At 35.2% G+C, this 24,409-nt stretch carries 27 protein-coding genes; 1 reads left to right on the top strand and 26 read right to left on the bottom strand.

Annotated elements, in window-relative coordinates; translation table 11 throughout:
• Window positions 1-244: integrase core domain-containing protein (locus BLP57_RS15900; RefSeq protein ID WP_139148864.1), on the top strand; the 244-nt coding region annotated here is incomplete at its 5' end.
• 760 nt (window positions 245-1,004) lie between these two features.
• Here the strand turns inward: BLP57_RS15900 and BLP57_RS15890 are convergent.
• The 26 genes from BLP57_RS15890 to BLP57_RS15770 all read right to left on the bottom strand — a co-directional run bounded on the left by BLP57_RS15890 (window position 1,005) and on the right by BLP57_RS15770 (window position 24,288).
• Entirely contained in the window at window positions 1,005-1,700 is a 696-nt protein-coding gene (locus BLP57_RS15890; RefSeq protein ID WP_092073174.1) for a hypothetical protein, read from the bottom strand.
• Window positions 1,690-1,908 carry a hypothetical protein gene (locus tag BLP57_RS15885; protein WP_227752271.1) on the bottom strand — a complete coding sequence of 73 codons (219 nt, stop codon included), beginning with the start codon at window positions 1,906-1,908 and terminating at the stop codon, window positions 1,690-1,692. Before BLP57_RS15885 ends, BLP57_RS15890 begins: the two co-directional genes overlap by 11 nt.
• A gap of 92 nt (window positions 1,909-2,000) precedes the next feature.
• Window positions 2,001-2,222, bottom strand: coding sequence for a DUF5348 domain-containing protein (locus tag BLP57_RS15880; protein ID WP_004842190.1), 222 nt, complete (start codon window positions 2,220-2,222; stop codon window positions 2,001-2,003).
• A 48-nt stretch (window positions 2,223-2,270) separates the two neighbouring features.
• Window positions 2,271-2,927: a recombinase family protein gene (locus BLP57_RS15875; protein WP_004842188.1), complete on the bottom strand. Its 657-nt coding sequence runs from the start codon at window positions 2,925-2,927 to the stop codon at window positions 2,271-2,273.
• Between the two features lie 222 nt (window positions 2,928-3,149).
• Window positions 3,150-3,551, bottom strand: coding sequence for a winged helix-turn-helix domain-containing protein (locus tag BLP57_RS15870; protein ID WP_059085274.1), 402 nt, complete (start codon window positions 3,549-3,551; stop codon window positions 3,150-3,152).
• 55 nt (window positions 3,552-3,606) lie between these two features.
• Complete coding sequence (locus BLP57_RS15865; RefSeq protein WP_059085273.1) at window positions 3,607-4,626, bottom strand: alpha/beta fold hydrolase; 1,020 nt, start codon at window positions 4,624-4,626, stop codon at window positions 3,607-3,609.
• A gap of 19 nt (window positions 4,627-4,645) precedes the next feature.
• On the bottom strand, window positions 4,646-5,836 hold the full coding sequence (gene metK / locus BLP57_RS15860; protein WP_004842184.1) for a methionine adenosyltransferase: 1,191 nt from the start codon (window positions 5,834-5,836) through the stop codon (window positions 4,646-4,648).
• A gap of 215 nt (window positions 5,837-6,051) precedes the next feature.
• A complete protein-coding gene (locus BLP57_RS15855; protein ID WP_227218296.1) occupies window positions 6,052-6,390 on the bottom strand; it encodes a helix-turn-helix domain-containing protein in 339 nt (112 codons plus the stop codon).
• A 761-nt stretch (window positions 6,391-7,151) separates the two neighbouring features.
• Window positions 7,152-7,412, bottom strand: a complete 261-nt coding sequence (locus tag BLP57_RS15850) for a Cys-every-fifth RiPP peptide CefA (protein ID WP_004223774.1) — start codon at window positions 7,410-7,412, stop codon at window positions 7,152-7,154.
• 116 nt (window positions 7,413-7,528) lie between these two features.
• On the bottom strand, window positions 7,529-9,175 hold the full coding sequence (locus BLP57_RS15845; RefSeq protein ID WP_059085272.1) for an ABC transporter ATP-binding protein: 1,647 nt from the start codon (window positions 9,173-9,175) through the stop codon (window positions 7,529-7,531).
• 22 nt (window positions 9,176-9,197) lie between these two features.
• Entirely contained in the window at window positions 9,198-9,455 is a 258-nt protein-coding gene (locus tag BLP57_RS15840) for a hypothetical protein (protein ID WP_059085271.1), read from the bottom strand.
• A 17-nt stretch (window positions 9,456-9,472) separates the two neighbouring features.
• The gene (locus BLP57_RS15835; protein ID WP_004223784.1) at window positions 9,473-10,780 is read right to left on the bottom strand and encodes a Cys-every-fifth radical SAM/SPASM peptide maturase CefB; all 1,308 of its coding nucleotides are present in this window, start codon (window positions 10,778-10,780) and stop codon (window positions 9,473-9,475) included.
• A 108-nt stretch (window positions 10,781-10,888) separates the two neighbouring features.
• A complete protein-coding gene (locus BLP57_RS18480; RefSeq protein ID WP_004223787.1) occupies window positions 10,889-11,014 on the bottom strand; it encodes a hypothetical protein in 126 nt (41 codons plus the stop codon).
• 113 nt (window positions 11,015-11,127) lie between these two features.
• A complete protein-coding gene (locus BLP57_RS15830; protein ID WP_227218295.1) occupies window positions 11,128-12,387 on the bottom strand; it encodes a radical SAM/SPASM domain-containing protein in 1,260 nt (419 codons plus the stop codon).
• Window positions 12,377-13,483 (bottom strand): radical SAM/SPASM domain-containing protein, encoded by a 1,107-nt coding sequence (locus BLP57_RS15825; RefSeq protein WP_092073171.1) that lies wholly within the window; start codon window positions 13,481-13,483, stop codon window positions 12,377-12,379. Before BLP57_RS15825 ends, BLP57_RS15830 begins: the two co-directional genes overlap by 11 nt.
• An 11-nt stretch (window positions 13,484-13,494) precedes the next feature.
• Window positions 13,495-14,484 (bottom strand): S8 family serine peptidase, encoded by a 990-nt coding sequence (locus BLP57_RS15820; protein ID WP_235812408.1) that lies wholly within the window; start codon window positions 14,482-14,484, stop codon window positions 13,495-13,497.
• Window positions 14,485-14,492: 8 nt separating this feature from the next.
• Window positions 14,493-16,175, bottom strand: coding sequence for an ABC transporter ATP-binding protein (locus BLP57_RS15815; protein WP_059085269.1), 1,683 nt, complete (start codon window positions 16,173-16,175; stop codon window positions 14,493-14,495).
• Complete coding sequence (locus tag BLP57_RS15810; RefSeq protein ID WP_059085268.1) at window positions 16,165-17,328, bottom strand: radical SAM/SPASM domain-containing protein; 1,164 nt, start codon at window positions 17,326-17,328, stop codon at window positions 16,165-16,167. Before BLP57_RS15810 ends, BLP57_RS15815 begins: the two co-directional genes overlap by 11 nt.
• 146 nt (window positions 17,329-17,474) lie before the next feature.
• Complete coding sequence (locus BLP57_RS15805) at window positions 17,475-18,320, bottom strand: zinc dependent phospholipase C family protein (RefSeq protein ID WP_227218293.1); 846 nt, start codon at window positions 18,318-18,320, stop codon at window positions 17,475-17,477.
• Window positions 18,321-18,453: 133 nt separating this feature from the next.
• The gene (locus BLP57_RS15800; protein ID WP_227218292.1) at window positions 18,454-19,794 is read right to left on the bottom strand and encodes a sensor histidine kinase; all 1,341 of its coding nucleotides are present in this window, start codon (window positions 19,792-19,794) and stop codon (window positions 18,454-18,456) included.
• Window position 19,795: 1 nt separating this feature from the next.
• Entirely contained in the window at window positions 19,796-20,512 is a 717-nt protein-coding gene (locus BLP57_RS15795) for a LytR/AlgR family response regulator transcription factor (RefSeq protein WP_004223809.1), read from the bottom strand.
• Window positions 20,484-20,876: a helix-turn-helix domain-containing protein gene (locus BLP57_RS15790; RefSeq protein ID WP_242872657.1), complete on the bottom strand. Its 393-nt coding sequence runs from the start codon at window positions 20,874-20,876 to the stop codon at window positions 20,484-20,486. The genes BLP57_RS15795 and BLP57_RS15790 overlap by 29 nt, the downstream gene beginning before the upstream one ends.
• A gap of 77 nt (window positions 20,877-20,953) precedes the next feature.
• The gene (locus BLP57_RS15785) at window positions 20,954-21,592 is read right to left on the bottom strand and encodes a hypothetical protein (protein ID WP_242872656.1); all 639 of its coding nucleotides are present in this window, start codon (window positions 21,590-21,592) and stop codon (window positions 20,954-20,956) included.
• A gap of 65 nt (window positions 21,593-21,657) precedes the next feature.
• Entirely contained in the window at window positions 21,658-23,277 is a 1,620-nt protein-coding gene (tnpC, locus tag BLP57_RS15780) for an IS66 family transposase (RefSeq protein WP_072449521.1), read from the bottom strand.
• 293 nt (window positions 23,278-23,570) lie between these two features.
• Window positions 23,571-23,933 carry an IS66 family insertion sequence element accessory protein TnpB gene (tnpB, locus tag BLP57_RS15775; RefSeq protein ID WP_072447633.1) on the bottom strand — a complete coding sequence of 121 codons (363 nt, stop codon included), beginning with the start codon at window positions 23,931-23,933 and terminating at the stop codon, window positions 23,571-23,573.
• Window positions 23,923-24,288 (bottom strand): hypothetical protein, encoded by a 366-nt coding sequence (locus BLP57_RS15770; RefSeq protein ID WP_072447635.1) that lies wholly within the window; start codon window positions 24,286-24,288, stop codon window positions 23,923-23,925. Before BLP57_RS15770 ends, tnpB begins: the two co-directional genes overlap by 11 nt.
• Between the last annotated feature and the right edge of the window lie 121 nt (window positions 24,289-24,409).

The raw sequence follows: 24,409 nt of genomic DNA, 5'->3' as shown, positions 1-24,409 counted from the left end.
CAAGAAGGCTTATCCTTGGGACAATGCTTGCATAGAATCGTTCCATGCCCTTTTAAAACGAGAGTGGATTAATCGTTTCAAAATTTTCAATTATACTCATGCATATAAATTGATTTTTGAATATATCGAGACGTTCTACAACACCGTCCGTATTCATAGTCATTGTGGATATTTATCTCCAAATGAATATGAGGAACAATATCTAAAAAATCTGGAAACGACTGTAACAAGCTTAGCAAGTTAACAATTACATAAAAAGAGAAAATTGGTTGTATTTAATTTGTACTTTTTCTTGACATAAGACCACATACAGTTCGAGAATGGTTTCATGATTTCAACATTCCACTAAAAGATGACTATTTCTTTACCTGGACAAAAACGCAGGCAACACTCTGCAAGCATCTACGCTTTCTGGAGGAGCACCTATCGGAAAAGACCATGATTTCAATATGGAATGCTATTTTGATAACTCTGTATCTGAACTATGATATTACAGAAAATTTTCAAACACAATTTCAGAAAAACTCAGATGCAATCCTATCCTTAATTGAAACACTAAGAAATGTTGACATCCCTATGCCTAAGAAAGCATAAACAACCACAAATACTTCGAGCCGCCCAGTTTTTGGTCGGCTCTTTTTATGTCCATATAACGCCCTTTACATTCTGGCAACCATGACTCTCACAGCAGCAGTTTCCGTGCTGTAGTTTTCTGCATAAATGTTCCCCCATAGATCACGAATCCCTTTTACATAAAGCGGATATTCCTTCGCACCTGCCTTTCCACGAGATGCAATACTACTGAAAGCTACAGTATGCGTTTCTTCCTACATGAGTAATTCTTTCTTCCTTCATCCAACAATTTATTCACCCCATATTTTTCACCACCTTATCGTAGCATTTCGGCAGTAATCGCAATTTACTGCCGAAATGCTACCTTTATTTACCATCTACATAATCAGCTCCAATAACATCCTATAAATTTTTCTTATCTAACACGTTCTTTATAATGGAATTATCCTTGGAACTTGTACCCCTGCTGAAATTCCTCTCTCTATCTTTCTCCTATAATTCCGAAAGCTATGGATATGAAACCCAGGAATTCCCCATGCACATGAAAGTTTGCGAACATAGTACTCTTTTGATTTTGTAAATATTTTTCCTTGCTTCCTATATAATAACTTCATAATCCGCAACGACTGAGCCGAAATCTTAGGGAACGTTCCATTAAGTTTTTTGTACAAATCTCCTCTTTTGGTTTCTTCCAAAATAATAGTTTTTCCATGCATACAGGACCATTCTATACATGGAATATCTGCACTTCTTATCCCTGTTTCCATTGCAATTCTCAAAAATAAGGAAGTTTCAAAATCCTTTTTATATAGGAATTGATCTGCTATCATCTTGTAATGATCAACAAAAAAAATTTCTCCTATCTTTCTTTGTAGTTCTGCCAAAGATATGCTATTCAGCCATTCCAGTTTTCCTCTGTATTTTTCAACAAATATCATCCACTGCTCAGCTTCAAAAGATTGCCTCAAATCACGGATAGCCTCTGGCCAACATTTTCTTTGTCCAGGTAACAATAAACATACCATTTTCTGTAAAAATTTTTCTTCACTATTCGGATTCCACTGTATTAAACGCTTTAGTTCTTCATAGGCTTGATTTACTTTATATTCCATTGTACTATTTCTCATCTTCAGATTCTCCTTCGTATGGCTCTAAAATCTTTGAAGCCCTCTCCACAAACATCCTGTCTGCCCCTGAAATCTCATATTCTTTCCAAAGTGTCTTATGTATCTGTTCCTCTGTTAAATCCCTACACTTTTCTTGCAGCATACGGACAAATGGATATATCATAGTCGCATGAATATTTTTCCCGGACCGTACCATATCTCCTTCCATTTGATATGCTTCCTGTAAGCATTCCAGTATAATGCGAACATCCGTAACACTTTCTCTCATTGCGCTTCCCCTCATCAGGCTTATCCTCCTATTTACATACGTACTCTCAGTCCATCTAATCTCGACACGTTCAGTCCAACCAGATACCAGTCATCTCCCATTTCAATTCGGACCGGAACCCAAACATCTTTCACCTTTACATCGAAACATTCCCCGCAATGTAGTCCTCCATAAAAAGATTCCAAATCAAAACGTATATCATACCTCCCTGTTTCAGTATCATAAAACAATGTTCCTTCTCTGTGTTCACTCATAACATCTGCCTCCTTAAATTTTTCTTTTACTTAGTAATTACCTCATACCTATACAGATTGAAGAAATTCCGGAAAATTTTCATAAAAGTTTTTCCGATACCGATAATAGGTAGAAGAAGTTAACCCCAACTCCCGCTGCAGTTGTGTTGGTGTTACCTTCTTTTGTACCACCCTCATAAATTCCTGGTTAAACTTTTCCTGTTCTATAGCCCGTGGTCTTCCTACTTCATCCCATTCACCCCGAAGCCTTTTTGCCTCCATACCTTCCTTTTGTCGCTTCTCCTTTTTCTCCATCTCTGCCTGTGCCATGGATGCATAGAGTTCAATCATCATATTATTGATTGTTTCTATCATCATCTTTGCCAGATTATTTTCCATCTGAGACAGGTCAAACAACGTGGTAGGAAGTTCCAATACCATTACCCGAACCCCTTTTTCTTCTAAAAAACGTAGCTGCTTTAAAATCTCCTGCTTGTTCCTGCCAAGTCTGTCCAGCTCTGTAATAATCAGGGTATCCCCTACCCGTAAAACATCTTCCACAAGAACGGTATAACGTGGTCTGTCAAAATTTTTACCGGTTATCTTATCTGTAAAAATACTTTCCAGTTTAATTTTCTGATTTTCACAGAACCTCTTTATTTCTATAATACCTCGGTCCAAGTGTTGTTCCTTAGTACTGATTCTGTGATACCCATAATATGCCATACGTATCCCCCTTTATACATTCCCAAAAAGTCTTAAAATATTTTGGCATATCTCAAAACCTTCTTATATACTTTTTGGAAATAAAAAAATAGCCTATTACATCTCCCATCAAAAAGCATACTTTTTGGGAGGTGACTTTCACTACTTCTGTACGCAAGATGGCATAAAAAAGCAACAAAAAAAGACAGAGGTTTTAAAAAATTCCCTCTGTCTTCAGATCAACTATTCTGGAAAGATGTCCATCTTTTTTCCTTCAAATTTATATCCTACACCTCTCACTGTTTTAATATAGCGGCATCGCTTTAGCTCCGGTTCGATTTTCTTTCTCATACTGGATATCAGACAGTACACAATATTATCAATGCTTTCCGGCAACTCCTCGTTATAAAGAATCTCAAAAATTTTTTCTTTAGTAAATATCACACCTGGTCTCCCTGACAAAAGCATAAACAATTCATATTCTGCTTTCGTTAAGACGATCTCCGTCTGCCCTCTATAAATCTTATGATAATCCGGATAAATCCTAAAATCGGAATTTTCTTCATCCTCTCCCAGAATGCTTTTTATATTTTCCGCCACATATTCTTTGTATCCCAATACAGTTGAAATAGTTACTTTCCCCAAGCTACACTTCCCTTCTGTTTTCTCTTATTTGGAAATCTCATCACACAAATTCCTTTTAAAAATGATTCTCCATTCTCCATTCATTAATAAGCTGCACAACCTGAGTCAAATTGGTATACCAGATATAATGTCCTCCATTTACAATATATAACTGGTGATTACCAGATTCTAAATCCAATTGATTTCTATGAGCAGTCTCCCATGCCGGAACATTTTGTACATTCTCTGAAGAAATCATAGTTAATACAGGAAGTGCCGATGGGAATTTTTTATTTTTTATAGAGAGTAATGACTGATCCATCCCGTTCACTTCATTTCTAATCGTATCGTTGCTGCTTAAAGAATATGCCTGAATGTATTCCTCCCCATCACTCTCCGTATAAGTGTACCCGGAAACCTGTGGTAATGCTGCCCCATATTTATCTGGATCTGTTTTCAGTGCCGTCTGGAATTCTTCCAAAGAAGAAAAGGAATTCTTGATTTTCTGAAATTCATCAATTCCCTGCAGCATATATTTCTTTTCCATTTCCATAGCCTCTGCCAGTTCTTCATCATATACCGTATTATCAACAGCAATGAAACCTTTTACTTTTTCCGGATAATTCTGTACAAAGTTGAGTCCATATACTCCAGAAATCGAATGTACCAGCAATACACACTGCTTAATTCCCATGGTGTCCAGTGCAGCATTCAATTCACTATTGATATTATCTACAGTTCGGTTAGTCGATGCACCATCACTAAGTCCATATCCAAACGGCTCTACAATCACTATGTTAAAACTCTCATCTAAAGATTGTGCCAGAGGTTTGAAGTAGATATGCGGTGATGGAACTCCCAGTGCCGGCATCATCACCAATGTGGTTTTTCCTTCATCTGCAAATTTTTCACCACTTGCATCCAATTTTCCATACAAAGCAAGATGCATATTATTACCTTTCACTGTGATATATTTACTCGCATACCCAACTTGTGTCTTTTCCATAGCATGTACCATATTAGAATTTCCTATCAGAAATACAAACAGCATCGCAACCGCCACAATTCTTGAGATTCTCTTTTTGTATCTTCTCATACGCTTCCCCCTAAGTAAATTATTCCAAATATTTTTTCAGTTCTTCTACCCTATCTAATCTTTCCCATGGAAGGTTAATATCGTCTCTCCCAAAATGTCCATAGGCTGCCGTCTGTTTATAAATTGGACGGCGAAGATCCAACATCTGAATGATTCCTGCTGGTCGCAGATCGAATTCTCTTCTTATGATCTCTACCAGACTCTCATCTGAAATTTTTCCGGTTCCAAAAGTGTCTACCATAATAGAGGTCGGATGTGCTACCCCAATTGCGTAAGACAACTGAATTTCACATTTTTTTGCCAGACCTGCGGCCACAATATTCTTCGCAACATAACGAGCAGCATAAGATGCAGAACGATCTACTTTCGTACAGTCTTTTCCAGAAAAAGCTCCGCCGCCATGCCGTGCCATACCACCGTATGTATCTACAATAATCTTGCGTCCTGTTACACCACTATCTCCGTGAGGACCACCGATGACAAAACGCCCTGTTGGATTGATGAAAAATTTTGTATTCTCATCTACCAGTTCTGTTGGAATAATCGGTTCCAATACATATTTTTTTATATCATCATGGATCTGCTCCTGTGTCACATCTGGATCATGCTGTGTTGACAGAACCACTGCATCAAGCCGGTGCGGAATACCTGCTTCGTCATATTCTATAGTAACCTGACTCTTACCGTCCGGTCTTAAATATGGCAATACACCATCTTTGCGAATTTTGGTAAGCTGCCGAGTCAATTTGTGTGCCAGTGAAATTGGATATGGCATAAATTCATTCGTTTCGTCACATGCGTAACCAAACATCATACCCTGATCCCCAGCACCAATTGCATCAAGCTCTTCTTCTGACATTTTGTGTTCTTTTGCTTCCAATGCCTTATTCACGCCCAAAGCAATATCTGCTGACTGCTCATCAATTGCCGTTAAGACGGCACAGGTATGTGCATCAAATCCATAATCTCCATTGTCATAACCAATTTCTTTGATTGTTTCTCTGACCACCTGCTGCATATCTATATATGCATTGGTCGTGATTTCTCCCATCACCAATACCATACCCGTTGTAATCGCAGTCTCACAGGCTACTCTGCTCATCGGATCCTTCTCCATAAGAGCATCTAATATGGCATCTGATATGGCATCACACATTTTGTCTGGATGCCCTTCTGTTACCGATTCCGAGGTAAATAATCTTTTCTCCATAGTGAATTCTCCTTTGTATCAATATTTCATATTTATCAATAACATAAAATATCTTTGCCATGATTACTATACTTTTTGTCTATATTGACATTTTCTTTGCCTGATTGGCACTTCCAATTTATAATAAAAAGTAAAAAAGCAGTGCCATAAGTACACTGCTTCTTTAAATCAACCTTCAATTCACTGCTATTCATCAAATTAATACCCCTATACGTTTAAACAATATGGTTCTCATTATACTTATGTAATTGACCGCCCAATAATCTTTTCCCAATAATAATCCAGGTGTCTCTGTTATATTGATCCATATCCCTATACAATTCCATAATTTCTTTTCTATCATTTTGCTCCCGCTGCTGTTGTTCTTCCTCTTTTCTCAATATATAATCAATTGGAACTCTAAAAAATTTAGATAATGCAAGTAGCATATCTCCCGGAATATTCTCATCTCCATTTTCATATTTACTAATTGTCTGCTGACTAACTCCTATTTCTTCACCAAGCCTTGTCTGTGTCAAACCTAATTTTTTCCTTAATTCAGCAATTCGATTCACAAGTATACACCTCCATGCATCCATTTTACACTTTAATACGCCTCGTTTTACTCTTATTAGTTGTTTTACTACTATATATAGTGGTATACTATGGTATTACTATAATTCAGTAATCGTTAACAGATTTTTGAATATTCTTTTCCCTGTGTTCTTCCATAAAATTCCGTATTTTATAAAACTTAAAATACAAAAATCCAATATCCATCTTTGGTTCTGGCATTCGTATTCAATCCCAAACGTAGAAATACAGAAGCACTATGAACAAGCGAAATATTCATTTTTCAGTGGAAATAGATTATTACTAGAACATTCAAAACTATATCATTACTGAATATTCTTGCTTTAAATCATGATTCTGGTAATATGTAAACCGGTATTCCGCAGTGGAACCCGCCATTGATTGGCTTAATTACAATTCAGAAGAAATCGAACAGATGTCAAACCCAAAGCCGCTTTGCGAAGCGTAAGCTGACTCTATATTGTTGAAAATTCTTGTATCCTGCATAATGCCAATCGTTTTCCTGATCACTGGACAGTATGAACTTCGATACTAGATTATTCAATTACAGTATAGGATTTTTGACTCTTCTAAATAATGTTGTAGTTTTTCCTGCGTGCTCTCATTTCAACATCGAGGTTTCTAAAATCTTTTTGCAGTGATAAAAAAATTAAGCCTTGAAAGGTTGCTGTAGAATTGCACCCTTTCAAGGCTCAGTACGAATCGCATACTTTTTTACTAATATATCATTATTTTCTATTTATTAGTTATCATTATTTGAAAACGGTCCTGGCAACGGAGTAAGGTTTGCTGCACATGCATCGCCCACGCATCCATTAAGTGGGCAAGCATTAATTCCACATGCTGCTGCTCCGCAACCATCTACTCCACAAACATTAGCTCCACATACTGCTGCCCCGCAGGCATTTCCACCACACCCTACATCAGCTAAACATCCAACGCCTCCAACACATCCGCCAGCTCTAGACTGACCATATCCATTTCCTATGTATTCGCTACCCATAGCATTTCTCCTTTCTTGAATAAGTATGCTCTTCGTTATGTAAATAATATATTAGTCACAATATGTAATAACATATGCCAACCTTTAATATACCGTTTTAACTTTCATAACTTATACTATACGTCCATATCTAATTTATCCAAATCTACGATTTCGTCTGATATAGATATAAATTCTGAATTATGCGATATTAAAATAATTATTTTATCTCTTTTTATTTGATTTAAGTAGACTTGTAAACATCTTATGCTCTCTTCATCTAATGCAGATGTCGGCTCATCTAAAATAATTACCGGTGGATTTTTATATAATACCCTTAATATAGAAAGTTTTTGTTTTTCTCCTCCAGACAAATTTGAATTTTTTTCTCCAATAATGGTCTCTAATTTCTTTGGCAGACTTTCTATGAATGAATACAAATTTATCTTTTTTGCTATATAAAACAATCGCTTTAAATCTATGCTGTCTTCACTATCCATTGATACATTATATCTTACCGTATCCGCTAATAACACCGGTTCCTGTTCACATATTCCAAAACACATTTTTCTTGTTTTATAAATATCAATTTGATCTAAAGATAAAGCATCATAACATATCTCACCTGCATATTCTCTATTATAGAACCCTATAATCAAATCTACCAAAGTGCTTTTCCCTATTCCATTTTTTCCGATGATGGAATATATTTTCCCTTTTTTAAATTCTAAACTAATATCACGGAATATACATTTCTTATCATAACAGAACATTATATTCTTTAATCTTATTTGGCTAATATCCTTTAACTCTACCCCAGCGTTTTCATCACTTTCTAAATCTAATATCTGCTTTAATCTTGTATATGCCACTTTATTGTCCTGTATTGTCTTTGTTAATGAAAAAAAATATCTCGAAGCTTCCATCATTATACCAAAGTAACTCAGCATAATTGTTAATTGACCTACACTAAGTTTACCCCTAATAACTAATGCCCCACCCATTATAAAAATTCCTATTTGAGCTAAAGACATTATCAAAGAATCTAAACTTGAAAATAGATACGAAATCTTTTGATATTGAAGACTTACTTTCAAAATATTTTGAAACTCTTTCTTTAACCGACTTAAAAAAGCTTCATATATAGCCTGCATTTTTACAAAGAGAATATTATCAAATTGCTCGAATAATTTTGAAAAATAATTTGCTTGTGCTTCTGTCAAAATAAATTGTGCTTTAAAAAGGATTTTCTTTAATATCTTATACGATAATGCATAAGCACATATTATGGCTATAAATAGCAATGTAATATTGCAACTAAATTGAACCAATACAAAAATGGACAGTAAAAGTTTTAAACTATTTATTAATATCCCTTGTACAATATTGATGCAAAATGTAATAACCTGATTAGAATCATTGTTGACTCTTTGGTTTAAATAAGCCATATTCTGCTTTTTTAAAAATGAAACTGGCAAATGTTGTATGTGGCGTATCACATCACTGTTCAAGTCATAGCCCATTTGAGTTTGCATCTTTATATACACTCTATTAACAATATACCCTATCAACTGATTAAAAACAAAAAGCCCGAAAAAGGCAAAGCAATATCTATAAATTTTACTGATATTATCCGCTACTATCAGATAATCAATAAAATTGCCGCTTATATAGGGAGAAATCATAGAAAACATACTACTTGTAAGACACAGCACCCCATAACAAATCACGCTATACTTATTTTTTATCAGATACTTTCCACACATTTTAAAAATGCTTGCCATAACTTCTCCCTCAGATTACTAATCACAATTTTATTCTTGCTTTTTTAGGATTATCCATAAGATAGAATACTGATAGTTCTTCCCCCTCTTTTGGGCAACTAGTACCTACTCCAATAAATTTTCTTTTTTTATAATTAACACCAGAAACACTATATTGCACAGTAATAACCGTTGGAAAATCAGCTCCATCTAATAAATGTGTTCGAATAGGTTTTTTATTAATTTTCAACCACCATAATCTATTAGTTGAAATTACTGTTCCTTTAGTGCAAGCTTCCATATATATTACCCCCAGTTTTATATTTTCCCCTTAAAATACCGTAACACCTGCTTTTCAAGTACGCCTTTTACTTTAAAGCACCCTTTCGAGTGGTAACTATTAGTTTCGTTATAACTAACCACCCCACATCCACCACCACAAGCTGGTAAATATACACATTCTTTACATTCTTCATTCTCTAATGGGTTATGAGACATCCAATCATAAAATGAATATTTTATGTTATCAATATTACCGTTCTCATTAATATTCCCCATCAAATGTTGCTCATCCCCTGCATGTTCCCAACATTTATATAATTCACCATTGGGAGTGACAGTAAACTGACTATCAGCATATAATCCACAATAAATCCATCTATGAAATGGTTTTGTATATAAAGTAAACCCTTCCATTTCAGCCTTACTCCATAATTTACTCAATACCTCTCCTACAATACTTTCACTTAAACAATTCCCTGAATATGCAGAACATGCTTGCGTAGAACCTCTAACGATTCCAAAGTCAACATTGCAATTTGTTAGACCTTTTCCATTAATTCCAAGATATTCCAAAAGTGTACTCACTTCATCCAAATTATTCTTATCCACATTGATTCTTATAACCGTATGTATATCGGCACATTTATTGTTTAGCAATTCTAAAGCCGAAATAATCTGTTCAAATGAACCTTTTCCATCCTTATATTTTCTTCTTGCATTATGCGTATCAGGCATACCATCAAGAGTTATTTGTATCTGCTGACAATTATAATTTATTAATTGGCTTACTATCTCTGCTGTTAATAAAGTTCCATTCGTTATTATCCCTGATGCAAACTCTATATTTTTTTCTGCACAGAATTTCTTTAATGCATCTAAAATATAAAATCCACATTCTATATTAAGTAATGGCTCTCCTCCAAACAGATTAATATACATACTTTTTGAATTTCTTGCTTTTGCTTGGTTTATCATAAACCCTATAAATCTATCTGCGGTTGCTTTATTCATTCTTGTTGTTCTACATCCTGCCCCCTCATAGCAATATATACAAGCTAAATTACATGCCCAAGTTAGCAGTACTGTTGCCGATAATACACTATTATTGAATCTTGTTTGGTTTTGAATGTAGCTAAAATATCTATTTTCTTCAACCTGATCATCCACAATAATTCCTTTTTTCAAAAAATCATCATATAATTCTTTATTAAGTTGATCTGGTAGATTATTATCAATTATTTCTTCAACACCTGTAGATATTTTAAAACACTCTCCTGAAAGCGTATTAAATAAAACTCTTTTATTCCCTTCTTTGATTATCAGATTAAATTTAGAAAATTTCATGTACACTTCCTCCTTGTTGCCTACATAAAATTATAGTATTTTTTAACTTTAAAGTTACTTGTTACCTAAACCGTATCTCCTTAATCATCATGTCATCGTAAATCTCTATTAAGATTCGATACTTAGCCATGCACTTCCATCAATACAATCATTTAAACAATCTACCTGTATTTTTCCGCAATCATCACTGTACACATTAACTTCTTCCTCTGTCAGTTCCAACTTTTCATTCATACTATTACCTCCTTAATTTTCCGTATGTAAAACAATTTTAAATATATCCCTTTTCTAATTTAACGACTACAACTTATGTCTATTTTGCATTTTTTTCTTCCTACATGGATTCACTATCTTTCTCCCATACATTTCTTTATTTTTTCAAGATATTGAACATAATTTTCAAGTTTTTCTCTATTTTTATCCTGCTGTTTGTAATAAAATAGCACATATTTAAACATTGCTTTTGCAAAAATACATTTACGGTCATATTCTCCTTCCGAAGCCATACATTTCCCACCACATATATAACGATAATCGCATTCCTTACATATTTCTTTATAGTCCACACAAAATAACTGCTTTATTTCATCTTCCTTCAGCAAACAGTCTTGAGTTTTCAAAATCTTTTCAGAACTATCTGTAAGTATATTGCCCATTCGAACCTGATTCTTTTCCATACACTGACACATATAAATATCGCCTTCCGGGAAAATTGCCATAACTTTTCCATAACCCCCACAAGAATTTCTTACCTGAATCCTTTGGTAAAAGGCTTCTCCTATTTTTTTATTCTCGTATCCCTGTTTCAATATATATTTTGCTATCTTCAGGTTCATATCAAGATGTTCCATATCTGATAAAATTTTAGAGTTTTCTTTCGCCCTACCCACGGATGAAACAATATTAAAAAGAACATTAATGTCATATTTAGCAGCTATATCAATCAATCGATACAAATCCACTTCATTAGTTTTCTCATAAATAAAGCTAAGAACCACCTTTATTCCAGCTTGCTGACACATCTCGATATGATTAATTAGCTGCTGCTCCTTTTCAGGCGTTCCAAACATGTGCATGGTACTGAAATCAATTTCGTCTATATATCCTTTGAGTTGTTCTGTTAATTCTTTGGTGATTGCAAGACCATTGCTCTGCAGTGTTATGGGGCAAGTCAAACCATTTCTTAATGCTTTTGCAATTTCCACAATTTGATCTTTAATCAGTGGCTCTCCACCTGTAAGAATCATTTTATGTGGTTTATTTTTCTGAAAGAACGGAATCACCTTATTCTGTATATCCTCCAGCTTAAATTCTTTTTCTGGACGAAGCTTGTCGTTTGCACTGATCGCACAAAAATCACAATTCATATTACATTTCCTGGTTACCATCAAATATACCGTATTGATTTTCTCATGATTATTTTCTATTTCCTTTATAAATTCAGTTTGCTGCTTCCATACAGGGAATAACTTTTCCTGAAACTCTGGTTTATCTAAATTGTCTGCAAATCTTTTACTTACCCCCAGGCAGACTTTTCCTACCGGATCAATTAAAGCCACTTTTTCTCCCTCAGTTATCTTAATAAACTCATTCATCTTACTTTCCATGACGTAAATATCTCCTTTCATATTCTTGTTTCAGCTTTTCAAGCTGTTTTTCAGTTAAGTTTGTTTGAATCAGATGATACATCCACTTCGTCATTTCACAATTCACTTTTATAGGTTGATATACATTTTGGTGAATTTCATAATTTGCCACCTGACAGCCTCTTGTTTTACAATGTCTAATATATTGACATTCTTTACACATTGTATCCTCTTGATCCTCTAGGTAAATAATCTCTCGAATCCTCGGAACATCCAACCCGACTTCTACAGAACCGATTTTAAATTCTGGAAGTTCCGCACAAGTATAAATCCCACCATCCGTTGTTACATAGCAAGTTGTCAAACCCGCCTTACATGCATAAAATGGACATGGAATCAGGAATGATTTCAGATATTGTTCCCAGAGATTCCAGAAGATTACTTCTTGATTTTTTTGTATATATGCTTTATATAAGCCAAATACTTTCTCTATCTGCTCTCGTAATCCCTGTATCTGCTCATCACTCCAGGAGCAATAATAATCAATTCCTGATTCTAATTTTTTAATTCCTAAATCAAGCAAAAACTGGAAACTTTCTGCATAATATTGATAGTTATTACTTGTCACAACACTGGCTACCGAAATCTGATTTCCTGTTTCCTGCTCATATTTTCTCAATAACGGAAGATTCTTCATGATTTTTTCAAAACTTCCATTTCCTGCATAGTCTCTCCTGTTCAAATTCTGAACATACTCAGGACCATCTAAACTCACCTTCACCTCAAATGTATTTTCCACAAAAAAATCAATTATCTCATCTGTAACTAACGTTCCATTTATCGTAGTACTGAACTTGCATATTAAGTTTGTTTCCTGGCATTTTTTCTTCGTATAATCTACAGCATCTTTTATCAGATTAAATGCCATAAGAGGTTCCCCTCCAATAAAGTAAACCATAAGTGTCCGATCATGCTGCTTATTTGCTTCATGCACAGCAATATCGATTACCTTTTGAGCCGTTTCTAAACTCATGTATGTATTTTTCTTCTCGCCCAGGTAGCAGTAAGTACAATTCAAATTGCACTTATTTATAATCTCTAATGACAATGTATACATTTTCCTGCCTCCTAAACTGTAAATTGGTTCAAATTTCTATTTGTTTTCTTCTGGAAATCCAATCTTTCCACCATATTAAATAAGGGATATCGCAAAACAATTTCTGTCTTCGGATGTTCCATGGCATATATCCTGATTCTCTCTTTATACTCACATATTTCCTGATAATTGTTGTGATCAATAAATAGCACCGGATACTGCTCTGCTGTTTTTTTATTTCTCAATTTTTCCATTCCACTTTCAAAAGTATCACATCTCTCTGTTCTCGTAACTTCCCGTATGAAACGCTGCTCTAAAGGTTCTTCTATACGGTTCGTTAGAAAATAACATTGTTTCTGCTTCAATGTTTGATATGGATAATAGTGATTCAAAGTGTTGAGAGTAAACTGTAAAATTGCCTGTTGATACTGTTTCTCATAGTTACTCAAATAGCCTGTTACCACAGCACAGGCAAGGCTATTTCCTGGATGTAGAACCGGTATTCCTAAGTGATATAAAAAGAAAAGCCCACAAGAAAAAATTACATCATTTTTCTTTTCATCATATTGAAGCACTTGTACCGGTTTTTCCATATCCAGGCATCTTACTCCCATTACAAAGGGGAATGAAGCTGGATAGGTTGCTTCTGCTTTCTGATTGGAATATGCAGCCACAATCAAAATCCCCTTTTCTATAGCTGCCCTACACACTTCCTCGATTTCTTTGTGATACTTGTACTCATCTCCCATACTCATATTAATTATATCTACCTGTTCCTCTATCAGTAATTCAATACCTTCTATCATATCCAGAACCGTACTCTTTTTGTTCTTCCTCACAATGGGTACCAGAACAATTTCCGCTTCCGGGTTTTCCTTTAAAATAAAAGAACAGACATATTCCGCATGGGTAAATCCAAAGGTATCTTTACTGTATTCCTGACCATTCCACTTGCAGTCTATTTTTACAATTTTCTTATCCAGAAAAAAAGGATTATCAAAAGATCCATTGGAATCCAACACACCTATCCTCACTTTTCACTCACCTGCCTTATATGCATCTTTTCCAAATCCACGATAATATCCGCTTCTCGCAATTCTTCCAGATTATGCGTAGAAAAAATAATAATTTTCTCCCTTGATAATTCATGCAATAATTGATAAAAACGCCCTCTTCGCTTTTCATCAATATTTGCTGTCGCTTCGTCAAAAATCAGAATTTGTGAATTTTTCAAAATATTCCTCATAATATCCAAACGTCGCATTTGTCCCTCTGAGAAATTGCATGGATCTATCTTTATCTCGGTATCCCATACCATTTCTAAAGTATGCATTTCATCATACAAATCCAAGCACTTTGCCACCATATCCATTTCTTCCTCCGAAACAGTATGTAGTAATCCCATGTTCCGTCTTACTGTATCATTGAAGAACTGTGTACGCTGCATAACATATCCTGTATTTTCCCAATAGCTGTTAATATCTAATTCCTGTAAATCTGTGTTATTTACAACTACTTTTCCCTCTGTCGGCTGATACACACCTGTTATAATTTTGAACAAAGTGCTTTTACCCTGTCCACTTTTCCCATGAACACCGTAAAGAGTGCCTTTTTCAAAATTCAAATTGAGGCGGTCAAATACCTTCTTATTTGACTCTGGATAAGAAAAACTCATCGCTTCTAAGGAAATGTTGTTAACTGTTGTTATTTTCTTTCTGTCTCCTTGTTTCTGATCCGGATACTGAAGCAGACCATTGATATCCTTTAAGGAAACTACGGCTGTATGGTACTCGTTAGCAAATTGTGCAATTCCAATAATAGGATTCATAATAATTGTCTGGTAATTCATCAATGCCATAATGGTACCTATGGTCATATTCCCTTTAAATACTTCTTGTGCACCTACTACCCAAATTATGACTGTTCCAATAAACTGAATTACAAGTATCGTAGATGTATTCAATATGTACAATAAATTCTGGCGATTCGTCTCTTTTTTATATTTCTGGTTTTTCTCAAAGTACCTATCATGCACATATTGCCCACATTGAAAGAGTCTTGTAATAAACCAATTATCATAGGTATTTGTCAGCACACTGGTGATACTATTGTATCCTTCCAGAACTTGACTACTGGTTTCCTGTATCAATTTTCCTAGAATTCTGCTGATAAAAGGAACGATGACAAGTAAGATAATATTAGATACGGCAATTCCCTTATGGATAGAAAACATATACGGAGGAACCACTACCAGGATAACAATGTTAGAAATCAGTGTAATAATGCTTGTGATTCCACATTGTTTCACTGCTGAAACATCTTTATCCACTTTTAGCAAAATGTCACTTAGCTTTATCTTCTCAAAAAAATTTACGCTTACTGTTGATAATTTATCTTCTACCTTTTGTCGCATATCTGCTGCTATCTCTTCCGATATGACAGCCACAACATAACGCTGTACATAATTCATAAGGTAGTTTAGAAGTAACATTCCCAGGAACACCGCCAGAAGAAGCATAAATGCAGATAAACTGGTACCATGCGGATTTCCCAAATCATCTATCACTTTTCCCTGCAGCTCTGGACGCACCAAAGAAACCCCAGCTGTTAACACAATTATCGCTATCGTTAAAATGTAATAAGGTAGTAGCTTTTTCTTAAAAGCATACTCTTTTAAAAATCCAAGATATGGGCGTTTTTTTTTACTTTTCATTGCTTAACCTCTGGGCAATCTTCTCACCAAACTCACTGAATTTTAAATTTTCCTTCTGGATATAGTCTATATACATGCCTAATTTTTCTCTAACTATTTCAATCGGCTGCTGTAAATAATATTCAAGAATTTGTACCATTGCCTTATAAAAGATATGTTCAAAGATGCACTCTGCATCCGATGGTACATTAATCTTCCCTGTATTGACAAAATTCATATACCCACATTTCATACCATGACAAAAATCTCGGATTGTGCATCCCTTACATTTCGGATCGTTTTTATCAAAATTAGATATTGCTATTAATTTTGCCCTTCTTATGTCGATACCTTCCTTGATATTTCCTATACAATATTTTTCATTACTTGTAAGAAATCCGCATGGGTATATCTGACCATTCGGAAATACCTTAAAGTTTCCAATTCCAGCATCGCACATGCCAAAGCAGTTCCCAAAATCACACAGCATATTAAACATTTTTCCATCAAATTGATCAATGGTAAAAACTCTGCCCGCTGCAGCCTCATTCAAATAGTACTGCAAAATTTGTCCCACCTGCTTTTCAAATTTTACCTTCAGCTCATCAGATATTTTTAAATATACATCCATAATCATACAGATGTTATCCAGATTATGCTCATGCAAGTAACGGATATTTTCGAACATAAACGGAATGGTATTTTCTGTGACTGTCATTCTTACAGAAAAATTCAATCCACTATCCTTTACCTTCATGATATTCTCAAAAATTTTGCCATAGCAAGAAACTCCATCTTTTGCAATTCTGTTTAAATCATGGGTTTCTTTATTCCCATCAAAGCTGAGGCGTACTGTAAAATGATATTCTTTCATAAATGCAATGAACTGATCATCCATTAGGGAACAATTGGTAGTAATATAATACTTTACTTCCCTTTCCGGATAATTATTTTTGATATAGGATACTGCTTGGTAAATTAAGTTTTTCTTCAGCAAAGGCTCACCGCCTAAAAAATCAATCAAAACTTTCCCTCTATCCCCATAATTCATAATAAACTCCAAAGAATCCACAAGTGTTTTTTCATTCAACTGATAGTGGTTATGATAGTCCTCATAGCAATATTGGCATTTTAAGTTACAATCTGTCGTTATATAAAGCGTAAAACTAAACATTAATATTTCTCCTTTGCTTGTATTTTAAAAATAATTGTAACCAACTTTTCGCATTTATCCATATAATTTGCTTATTTTATATATTTCAGTGCTTACTCTAAAAAGATCCTGGCATTTGATTTCTCAATACCAAGATCTTTTTAACATTATTTATAAATTCCAACTTCCTTACCAAATTTATACATATATTGAGTTACCGTCTGTATAGCATGCTGTACAGATTTTCTACCTGCACTATCATAGGAACTTTCCTTTTGAGCCTCCGCCGCAAGCCCTTTCGCATATTTTGCTGCTGAATACATCAAATCTCCTGTTGATGTATTTAATGCAGTTGTATATACGGAGGAACCAAACGAATTTCCTGCTATTGTGTAAGATTTACGGTTTTTATCAACATATTTTTCAAAAGCGGAATGATTGCTGTTTACTGCTGTCAAGTTCGATGCATGATGCGGTTCGTTTAAGTCCGATACATAATGGGTGCCTTTTCCTAAGTTTGACATAGCCAATTGTACATCCCCTGCACGATACGCATTGACTGCTGCCTGAAAATATGACTCTGCTCTTGTCCTAGCTGTCGGAGATTTTTGACCAAGCCAGTTTTTTCCAGTATCAGGATCATAAAAGTGTCCTGCAAAAGTTCCTGCATCTGTTTCATTTCCAAGTTTATCCGGCCAGTCGGTTGCCTCCATAAGAATAGATGAGTTAAGCTCACCATTGAATGCACTATTTCCCTTATCATTGCTCAGAATTTTAAGTGTGTTTGCAACAATATACTGATGTGTATGATCTACACCACCAGACGAAAATCTTTCATCTGGATTTGTACCATGCTCAATCGGAACTCCTTCCCCGTAAAGTTCATCAGAACCATTCGCAATATCCTGCACTTTTGTTGGAAGTTCTGGCTGTTCCGCTGCCATAACTGGCATCGTTCCCAATAAAGCCCCCACTGATACCATGGCAATAAATAGTTTCATTTTTTTTCGCATACCCATGCCTTCTTTTTTCTTTATCTTACATCTTAATATAAAAAAGAAAACAATATTTGACTAAATTGCGTTTTTTTTACCGTATTTGGATATAAAAAAGTGATACTTACTTTCGTAAATACCACTTATTATTCTATACTTCGATAGGAATAAGAATCGATACTGAAAACATATCATCCACCACATTAGATGATACCTCTCCCCCATATTCTCTCACAACACGCTTAATATTCTTCACTCCAAATCCATGATTTTTTTTATCTTCCTTTGATGTTTCCATTACCAAATTTCCACGTAAAGCTTCTGCCTGGCTTTCTCTCAAACTGTTTTCACATATAATAGATAGAAATCCTTTTATTTTTCTAGCCTTTAGCTGTACTAAACATTCTATTTTCGGATTATCCGCTTTCATGAGTTGGCATTCTCGTAGTGCATTGTCGATTGTATTTGAGACAATCACACATAGATCTTCATTTTTAACTCGCTTAAATGGTGTAAAGTCTGCAAATACTTTAAACTCAATCTTTTTTTCAAGAGCTTCCAGTCTTTTTGCATGTAATAGGTTATCAAGAAATGCATTACCTGTTTTATAATAGCTTTGATAAATGTCCAACTTACTTTCAATTCCATCTATGTATTCTTGCTTCTGTTGATAATCCACATTCCCTCTTAATGCCTCCAAATGATTTTTAATATCATGAGAAATCTTTCTAATGTTTTCCATATCATTGGATTGTTTCATATAATAATCGTATTGTAAGCTCATCTCGCTAATCTGCAAGTTCTTTTCATTCTCAATCTTTTTAACATTCAAATAATTTTCAAGAACAACAATATTACAAACAGTCCCCATAAACACCACAATACACACAGCTATAATAGTTATTATTGACCATACATTGTCAACAATCATCCTTTTGTCGTTATATAACTGATCCGCACATATTGCCATTACTACTATATTGATAAACAACGGAATAATAATTGTAACAACGTTCAGTCCAGAAAGTAATAATGGGATTTTATTTACAATCTTTTTTATTACTAAATTCCCAATAATAATTACTATTTCAGCAATCAAAATCATATGGATTTGATATTTTTCAGACAGATCTGCTAATATTCCATCACTGCTATATCTATAGAAAAAAATGCAACTAATCAGTTGACCTAAAAGTATAACTGATAAGAAAACGCTCCCAAGTAATAAACAATATTTTATACTATACTGGAATAGAAAATGTCCTATAATCATAACTATAATGATAATGCTTACATAATTATATACAATATGTAGTTCTGCTCCATTCGCCATCATTCTAAAAAGCACTAAACTCACAACGCAAAAAATTAACGAATACTTACTCCTTACAGCATTATACCTTCTACTTTTTCTTTCACCGAGCATGAGATATAATATTAATAAAATATTGAGTACAGAAAATATGTTTTTTAATATAACTTGTCCGTGCACCTTAAACAGCTCCTCCCCGTTCCGCCATTTTCTTCATAAGGTTCTGTTTTCTGGAACGTGTAATATATATTTTGTTTCCAGAATAAAGTGTTACAGTGAGATCATGTAATGATTCTATGCAATCTACATTGACAATAATTCCGTTATGGCAACGAACAAAGAAGAACTGTTCTAATCGTTCTTCCAAATCTTTCATCTTAAAATATCCTGCTTCTTTCTTTCCACTTCTTAAATGAAACAGTACTTTCCGATTTATTGTTTCAATATATTCGATATCTGAAAGAAATAGTTTAAAATAACCTTTTTCATTTTTTACTGCAATATATCTCTGTTCATATGTATTCAGTTTTCGTAGTGCCCGGTTCATTTCACAATTTATTTGGACTTGTGTAATCGGCTTCGTAATAAAATTTTGCACGTCATACTTATAACCAGCTCCCAGGAATTCATTATGCGAAGACACAAAAAGAACAATTGACTTTTCATCATGCTTTCTTATAATATCCACTAATTCCATACCATCCATAGCTGGCATTTCTATATCTAAAAAGAAAATCTGGAATTCTTCTTTTAAAGATTCCATTAACTGCAATGGCTTAGTATATTTTTTTATTATAAAATCCTGCTCATTTTTCTTTTCATAAACTTTTAACATTTTTTCTATTGTATCTATAAAACATTTTTCGTCATCACATATCGCTATTTTTATCACTTTCATCACCCATTTGTCTTTTAAACATATTTTCTACTTGTGCTTCACTTAATCTCCTGCCAAGCGTTAGCAAAGTGGTCTTATTTGCCTCATCAAGTTGCTTATATATTTCCCACAATTCTTCTCCCTGTGAACTAAACAAATTATTCTTTTCTTCATAAATAAGAATATCGACAGGAACATGGAATATATCTGCCAATTTTATCAGAAGGTTACAAGGTATATTTTCAATCCTCGCCTTCTCAATCCTACTGATTGTTTGCTGACTAGTTCCCAATTTTTCGCTTAATTCGCTTTGAGAAATTCCCAATTCCTTACGTTTCTTCCTAATTATATTCATTTTTATCACCACTTTTACTATGATTTTCAATCAAATACCAGCAAAACAAGTATTTACGATGTCTTATAATAAAAATAACGCATTTTTACTAATTTATCAAGTTTATTTTATCCTATTTTTTTATCATACTTATTCCATAAAGTTATTTTTTTCTTTTCAAAATAGCACATATCTGGATTATATCCATTTATCTGATTACTGTATGATAGATTGTTCATAATACATTTACAGCTCTGACATTTGGCATGTATATTACACTTTAAACAAGCATTACTTTGGTTTGCTAATTCCCGATATTCTTTTATTTTTCTTACGGAGAAACCTTTCTCCACATCTCCTAAACACCCACTAGACTCTAAATTAGCTGCACATCCATAAATCCCACCATCTGTTTTCACATATATTTGGATTAACCCCACTCCACAGAATCCGGAATTCACGTATTCTTCTCCATATTTTTTTAAATCCAATATTGGTGCCCACAAAAATGCTTGTCCGTTCTCTTTTTTCTTTATATAATAACATAAAATATTTTCCCATTCCTGCCCCAATTTATCTAATTGCTCAACAGTCCACCTATGTGTAACATCTATAGAAGAATCTACGATACTAAAATGTAAATCTTCTACTAGATGTTTAACAGACTTAAAAGCTTCCCAGTAATTATTCTGAGTAACTACATGAGCGACCTGAATATATTGTTTTGTTCTCTCTTCGTACTCTCTAAAGTAACTTATGTTCTGCATTATAGTAAACGCAAAATAGCGAGTACCTTGACATTTTTAGGCGGCTGCTTTGCAGCCACCAATATTTAAGCTTTGCGGATTCCTGCCGGAAGTTTTTCTGACCATGGCAAAAGATTTTCCAAAAAGGAACAATCCCTGTCATCCATGTGTTTCGGCATCTCTTCCAAGAGATGCTGCACATAATCAAAAGGTTTCAGATTATTGGCTTTTGCAGTTTCTACAATACTGTAAATGATTGCGGAAGATTTGGCTCCATGGATCGTATCGATCATCTGCCAGTTCTTCTTTCCGATACAGAAACCACGGATTGCCCTTTCGGATGCATTATTATCGATCGGAACATCTCCATCTGTAAGAAATACCCGGAGATATTTTTCCTGATTCAGTGCATAGCCAACAGCATCACCAAATTTATCCTTCTTGGACACATTTATAGTTTTTAGGTACGCAAAAAACGCATCCACAAGTGGTTTGATAACCGCCTGCCGTTGCTTAAGCCGTTCATCAGAAGAAAGGTCCTTCAGCTTCCCTTCTTCCCGATAGATTGCCTGAATCTGTTTCATCAAAAGAAATGCATTGGATTCCTTTTGATAGGATTTCGAAATCAGCTTTAAGGCTTCATCAAATCTGCGGCGACAGTGCACCCAGCATCCGGCAATGGTCAGTTCTTCCAACTCTTTTTCTAAAGTATGGTAGACCTGGTAACCGTCTGTTACACAGATGCCGTCGTACCCTTTTAGGAATTCCCGTGGATGGGATGCATTTCTCGTCTGCTGGTATTCATACAGGACAATCTGCCGTTTTTGATACAAATGTCCGGAACGGTATACCCACATCCAGCTTTTGCTTCCGGCTTTGCGCCCGTCATGGTTTACAAGCACCGGCGTTTCATCTGCCTGGATGACGTGGTAGAAATACAATTCTTTATGAAGATAATCATAAAGGATTGATAGATATTCCTCTGCCAAACGTATGCACCAGTTTGCCATGTTCTGCCTTGTGATCTGCAGGCCATAACGCTGGAATTCCTGCTCCAATCGATAGAGAGGAACTGCGTTCACATATTTTCCATTGATGATCGCAGCACCCAGAGATGGTGATACCAGACTCCCATGCAGTAACGTCTTTGGATGGTCTGCTTTCACCATGTGTTCATCTGTTTTGCTGGCATACACACCGATGTGATGTTCTTCTACTTCTACCTTCGCAGGTACGAAATGATATTTTCTGGAAATGGCATCCGGTAACTGTTTCCAACCCCTGACACCGAATTCCGCTTCCAATTCCTCCGCGGACAGATAATGGTCGATCCGTCTGACCGGAAGCCCGGAAAGATCTGCTTCTTTCTTTCCCTTACGCTTCGGCTGCTTTGGAGACTTCAGTTCCAGATCCTCAGGCTCTGCCGCATTAAGATCACAGACTGCTTCTGCTTCATTGAAAAAGACAATCGTTCCGTTTACTTCTCGAAAACAGATCTGACTGGTATCTTCCATTTTTTCAGAAGACCTGCCAAAACGGTTCTGCTTACCAAGGATCACCTGTTCCATCAGAAGCTGCATTTTTTCATTCGATGCGTGAAGCTCCTTTGTTAAAGCATTCAACTGTTCCTGCTGTTGTAAAAGAAGCTGGATAAGAAACGACTTATCAACGTTATTTAATTGTTCCTCCGTATAATTGACTGCCATAACCAAACCTCACTTTCCTAAGTGGTATTATAGCAGAATCAACAGTTTTTGGCTATTTTTGCATTCTGTTACCTTCGTTACTTTGACGGTGGATAACAGTCATGAATACCTGAAGATAAAAGCCAGAATTTCAGATATTTATGACTGTTATCCACAATCTGAAAAGTTTTGGAATCCAGAGTATCATAGAAACTCACAGAAAACTTTCAGGATGTGAATAACTTTCAATTTTATATTGCACTGGGTAACCCGGTGTGGATGAAAGTGATTTTATTTTCTATGTTTTGCACAAATCATAAAGAGAATCCAGGATCAGGAACTTCTTCTATGGGATGTCTGGCAACGATTTCCAGACCCTGCATCAACATTCGATACTGGTCTGTGCTGATCTCCAGTGCTTCCTCCTGTGTACGAGGCCATCGGAAGTTCCCATTTTCAATCCGCTTATACAGAAGGAGAAATCCATCACCTTCCCAGATGAGTCCTTTTATCCGGTCCGTACGCTTACCGCAAAATAAGAATAATGTATTCTTATCATAAGGATCGAGCTGGAACTGAAAACGTATGATTCTTGCCAAGCCGTCAATTCCTCTGCGCAGATCCGTAAATCCAGTTGCCAGATACACTTTTTTGAATCCGGTACCATCATTGAGCATTTCTGATCACTCCCAAAAGTGTACTTAGAAAGGAGGCAGAAGCCTGGTCGGTGATTTCCAACGTGAGGTTGCTTCCACTTCTGATTATGGCAGCGATTTTATGCTCTGAGGTCGTATTTACCGGATGGAGTGCAGAGGAAGGAACTTCTACAAAGGCTTGTGTATGCTCCGCAGTTTCTAAGTAAGCTTCACGGACTTTCCGGAGTCTCCAGTAGTAACTCGCTTTTGTAATGTCGTGCAGCTGACACCATTCATCGATTTTCATTCCCTGTGGACGGTTTTGACAGTCTCGGATCAAATCAGCCCATTCATTCAGGCGGGTTTGCTGTGCAACTAAACTTGTGTGAGATTTCATGACTCACCTCCTGTGATAAAGTCTAAAAAGTTGAGTACTAAACTATTTAGACTTTGTAGTGATGAGTCTATTATCTCACATCGGATGATTTTGAACAGGTACTCGCTATTTTGCGTTTACG

This window comes from Blautia sp. SF-50 (assembly GCF_900101315.1).
Lineage (GTDB): Bacteria > Bacillota > Clostridia > Lachnospirales > Lachnospiraceae > Blautia_A > Blautia_A fusiformis.
This window is presented reverse-complemented; position numbering and strand designations above follow the sequence as displayed.

Bases quoted from the DNA above. Each gene is read 5' to 3' on its own strand.
- BLP57_RS15815 (WP_059085269.1), bottom strand. From the start codon at position 16,175: ATGAAAAGTAAAAAAAAACGCCCATATCTTGGATTTTTAAAAGAGTAT.
- BLP57_RS15785 (WP_242872656.1), bottom strand. From the start codon at position 21,592: ATGCAGAACATAAGTTACTTTAGAGAGTACGAAGAGAGAACAAAACAA.
- tnpB (WP_072447633.1), bottom strand. From the start codon at position 23,933: ATGCTCAATGATGGTACCGGATTCAAAAAAGTGTATCTGGCAACTGGA.
- BLP57_RS15795 (WP_004223809.1), bottom strand. From the start codon at position 20,512: ATGAAAGTGATAAAAATAGCGATATGTGATGACGAAAAATGTTTTATA.
- BLP57_RS15890 (WP_092073174.1), bottom strand. From the start codon at position 1,700: ATGAGAAATAGTACAATGGAATATAAAGTAAATCAAGCCTATGAAGAA.
- BLP57_RS15770 (WP_072447635.1), bottom strand. From the start codon at position 24,288: ATGAAATCTCACACAAGTTTAGTTGCACAGCAAACCCGCCTGAATGAA.
- BLP57_RS15875 (WP_004842188.1), bottom strand. From the start codon at position 2,927: ATGGCATATTATGGGTATCACAGAATCAGTACTAAGGAACAACACTTG.
- BLP57_RS15865 (WP_059085273.1), bottom strand. From the start codon at position 4,626: ATGAGAAGATACAAAAAGAGAATCTCAAGAATTGTGGCGGTTGCGATG.
- BLP57_RS15825 (WP_092073171.1), bottom strand. From the start codon at position 13,483: ATGTATACATTGTCATTAGAGATTATAAATAAGTGCAATTTGAATTGT.
- BLP57_RS15835 (WP_004223784.1), bottom strand. From the start codon at position 10,780: ATGAAATTTTCTAAATTTAATCTGATAATCAAAGAAGGGAATAAAAGA.
- BLP57_RS18480 (WP_004223787.1), bottom strand. From the start codon at position 11,014: ATGAATGAAAAGTTGGAACTGACAGAGGAAGAAGTTAATGTGTACAGT.
- BLP57_RS15845 (WP_059085272.1), bottom strand. From the start codon at position 9,175: ATGGCAAGCATTTTTAAAATGTGTGGAAAGTATCTGATAAAAAATAAG.
- BLP57_RS15885 (WP_227752271.1), bottom strand. From the start codon at position 1,908: ATGGAAGGAGATATGGTACGGTCCGGGAAAAATATTCATGCGACTATG.
- BLP57_RS15840 (WP_059085271.1), bottom strand. From the start codon at position 9,455: ATGGAAGCTTGCACTAAAGGAACAGTAATTTCAACTAATAGATTATGG.
- BLP57_RS15830 (WP_227218295.1), bottom strand. From the start codon at position 12,387: ATGGAAAGTAAGATGAATGAGTTTATTAAGATAACTGAGGGAGAAAAA.
- BLP57_RS15805 (WP_227218293.1), bottom strand. From the start codon at position 18,320: ATGCGAAAAAAAATGAAACTATTTATTGCCATGGTATCAGTGGGGGCT.
- BLP57_RS15850 (WP_004223774.1), bottom strand. From the start codon at position 7,412: ATGGGTAGCGAATACATAGGAAATGGATATGGTCAGTCTAGAGCTGGC.
- tnpC (WP_072449521.1), bottom strand. From the start codon at position 23,277: ATGGCAGTCAATTATACGGAGGAACAATTAAATAACGTTGATAAGTCG.
- BLP57_RS15810 (WP_059085268.1), bottom strand. From the start codon at position 17,328: ATGTTTAGTTTTACGCTTTATATAACGACAGATTGTAACTTAAAATGC.
- metK (WP_004842184.1), bottom strand. From the start codon at position 5,836: ATGGAGAAAAGATTATTTACCTCGGAATCGGTAACAGAAGGGCATCCA.
- BLP57_RS15880 (WP_004842190.1), bottom strand. From the start codon at position 2,222: ATGAGTGAACACAGAGAAGGAACATTGTTTTATGATACTGAAACAGGG.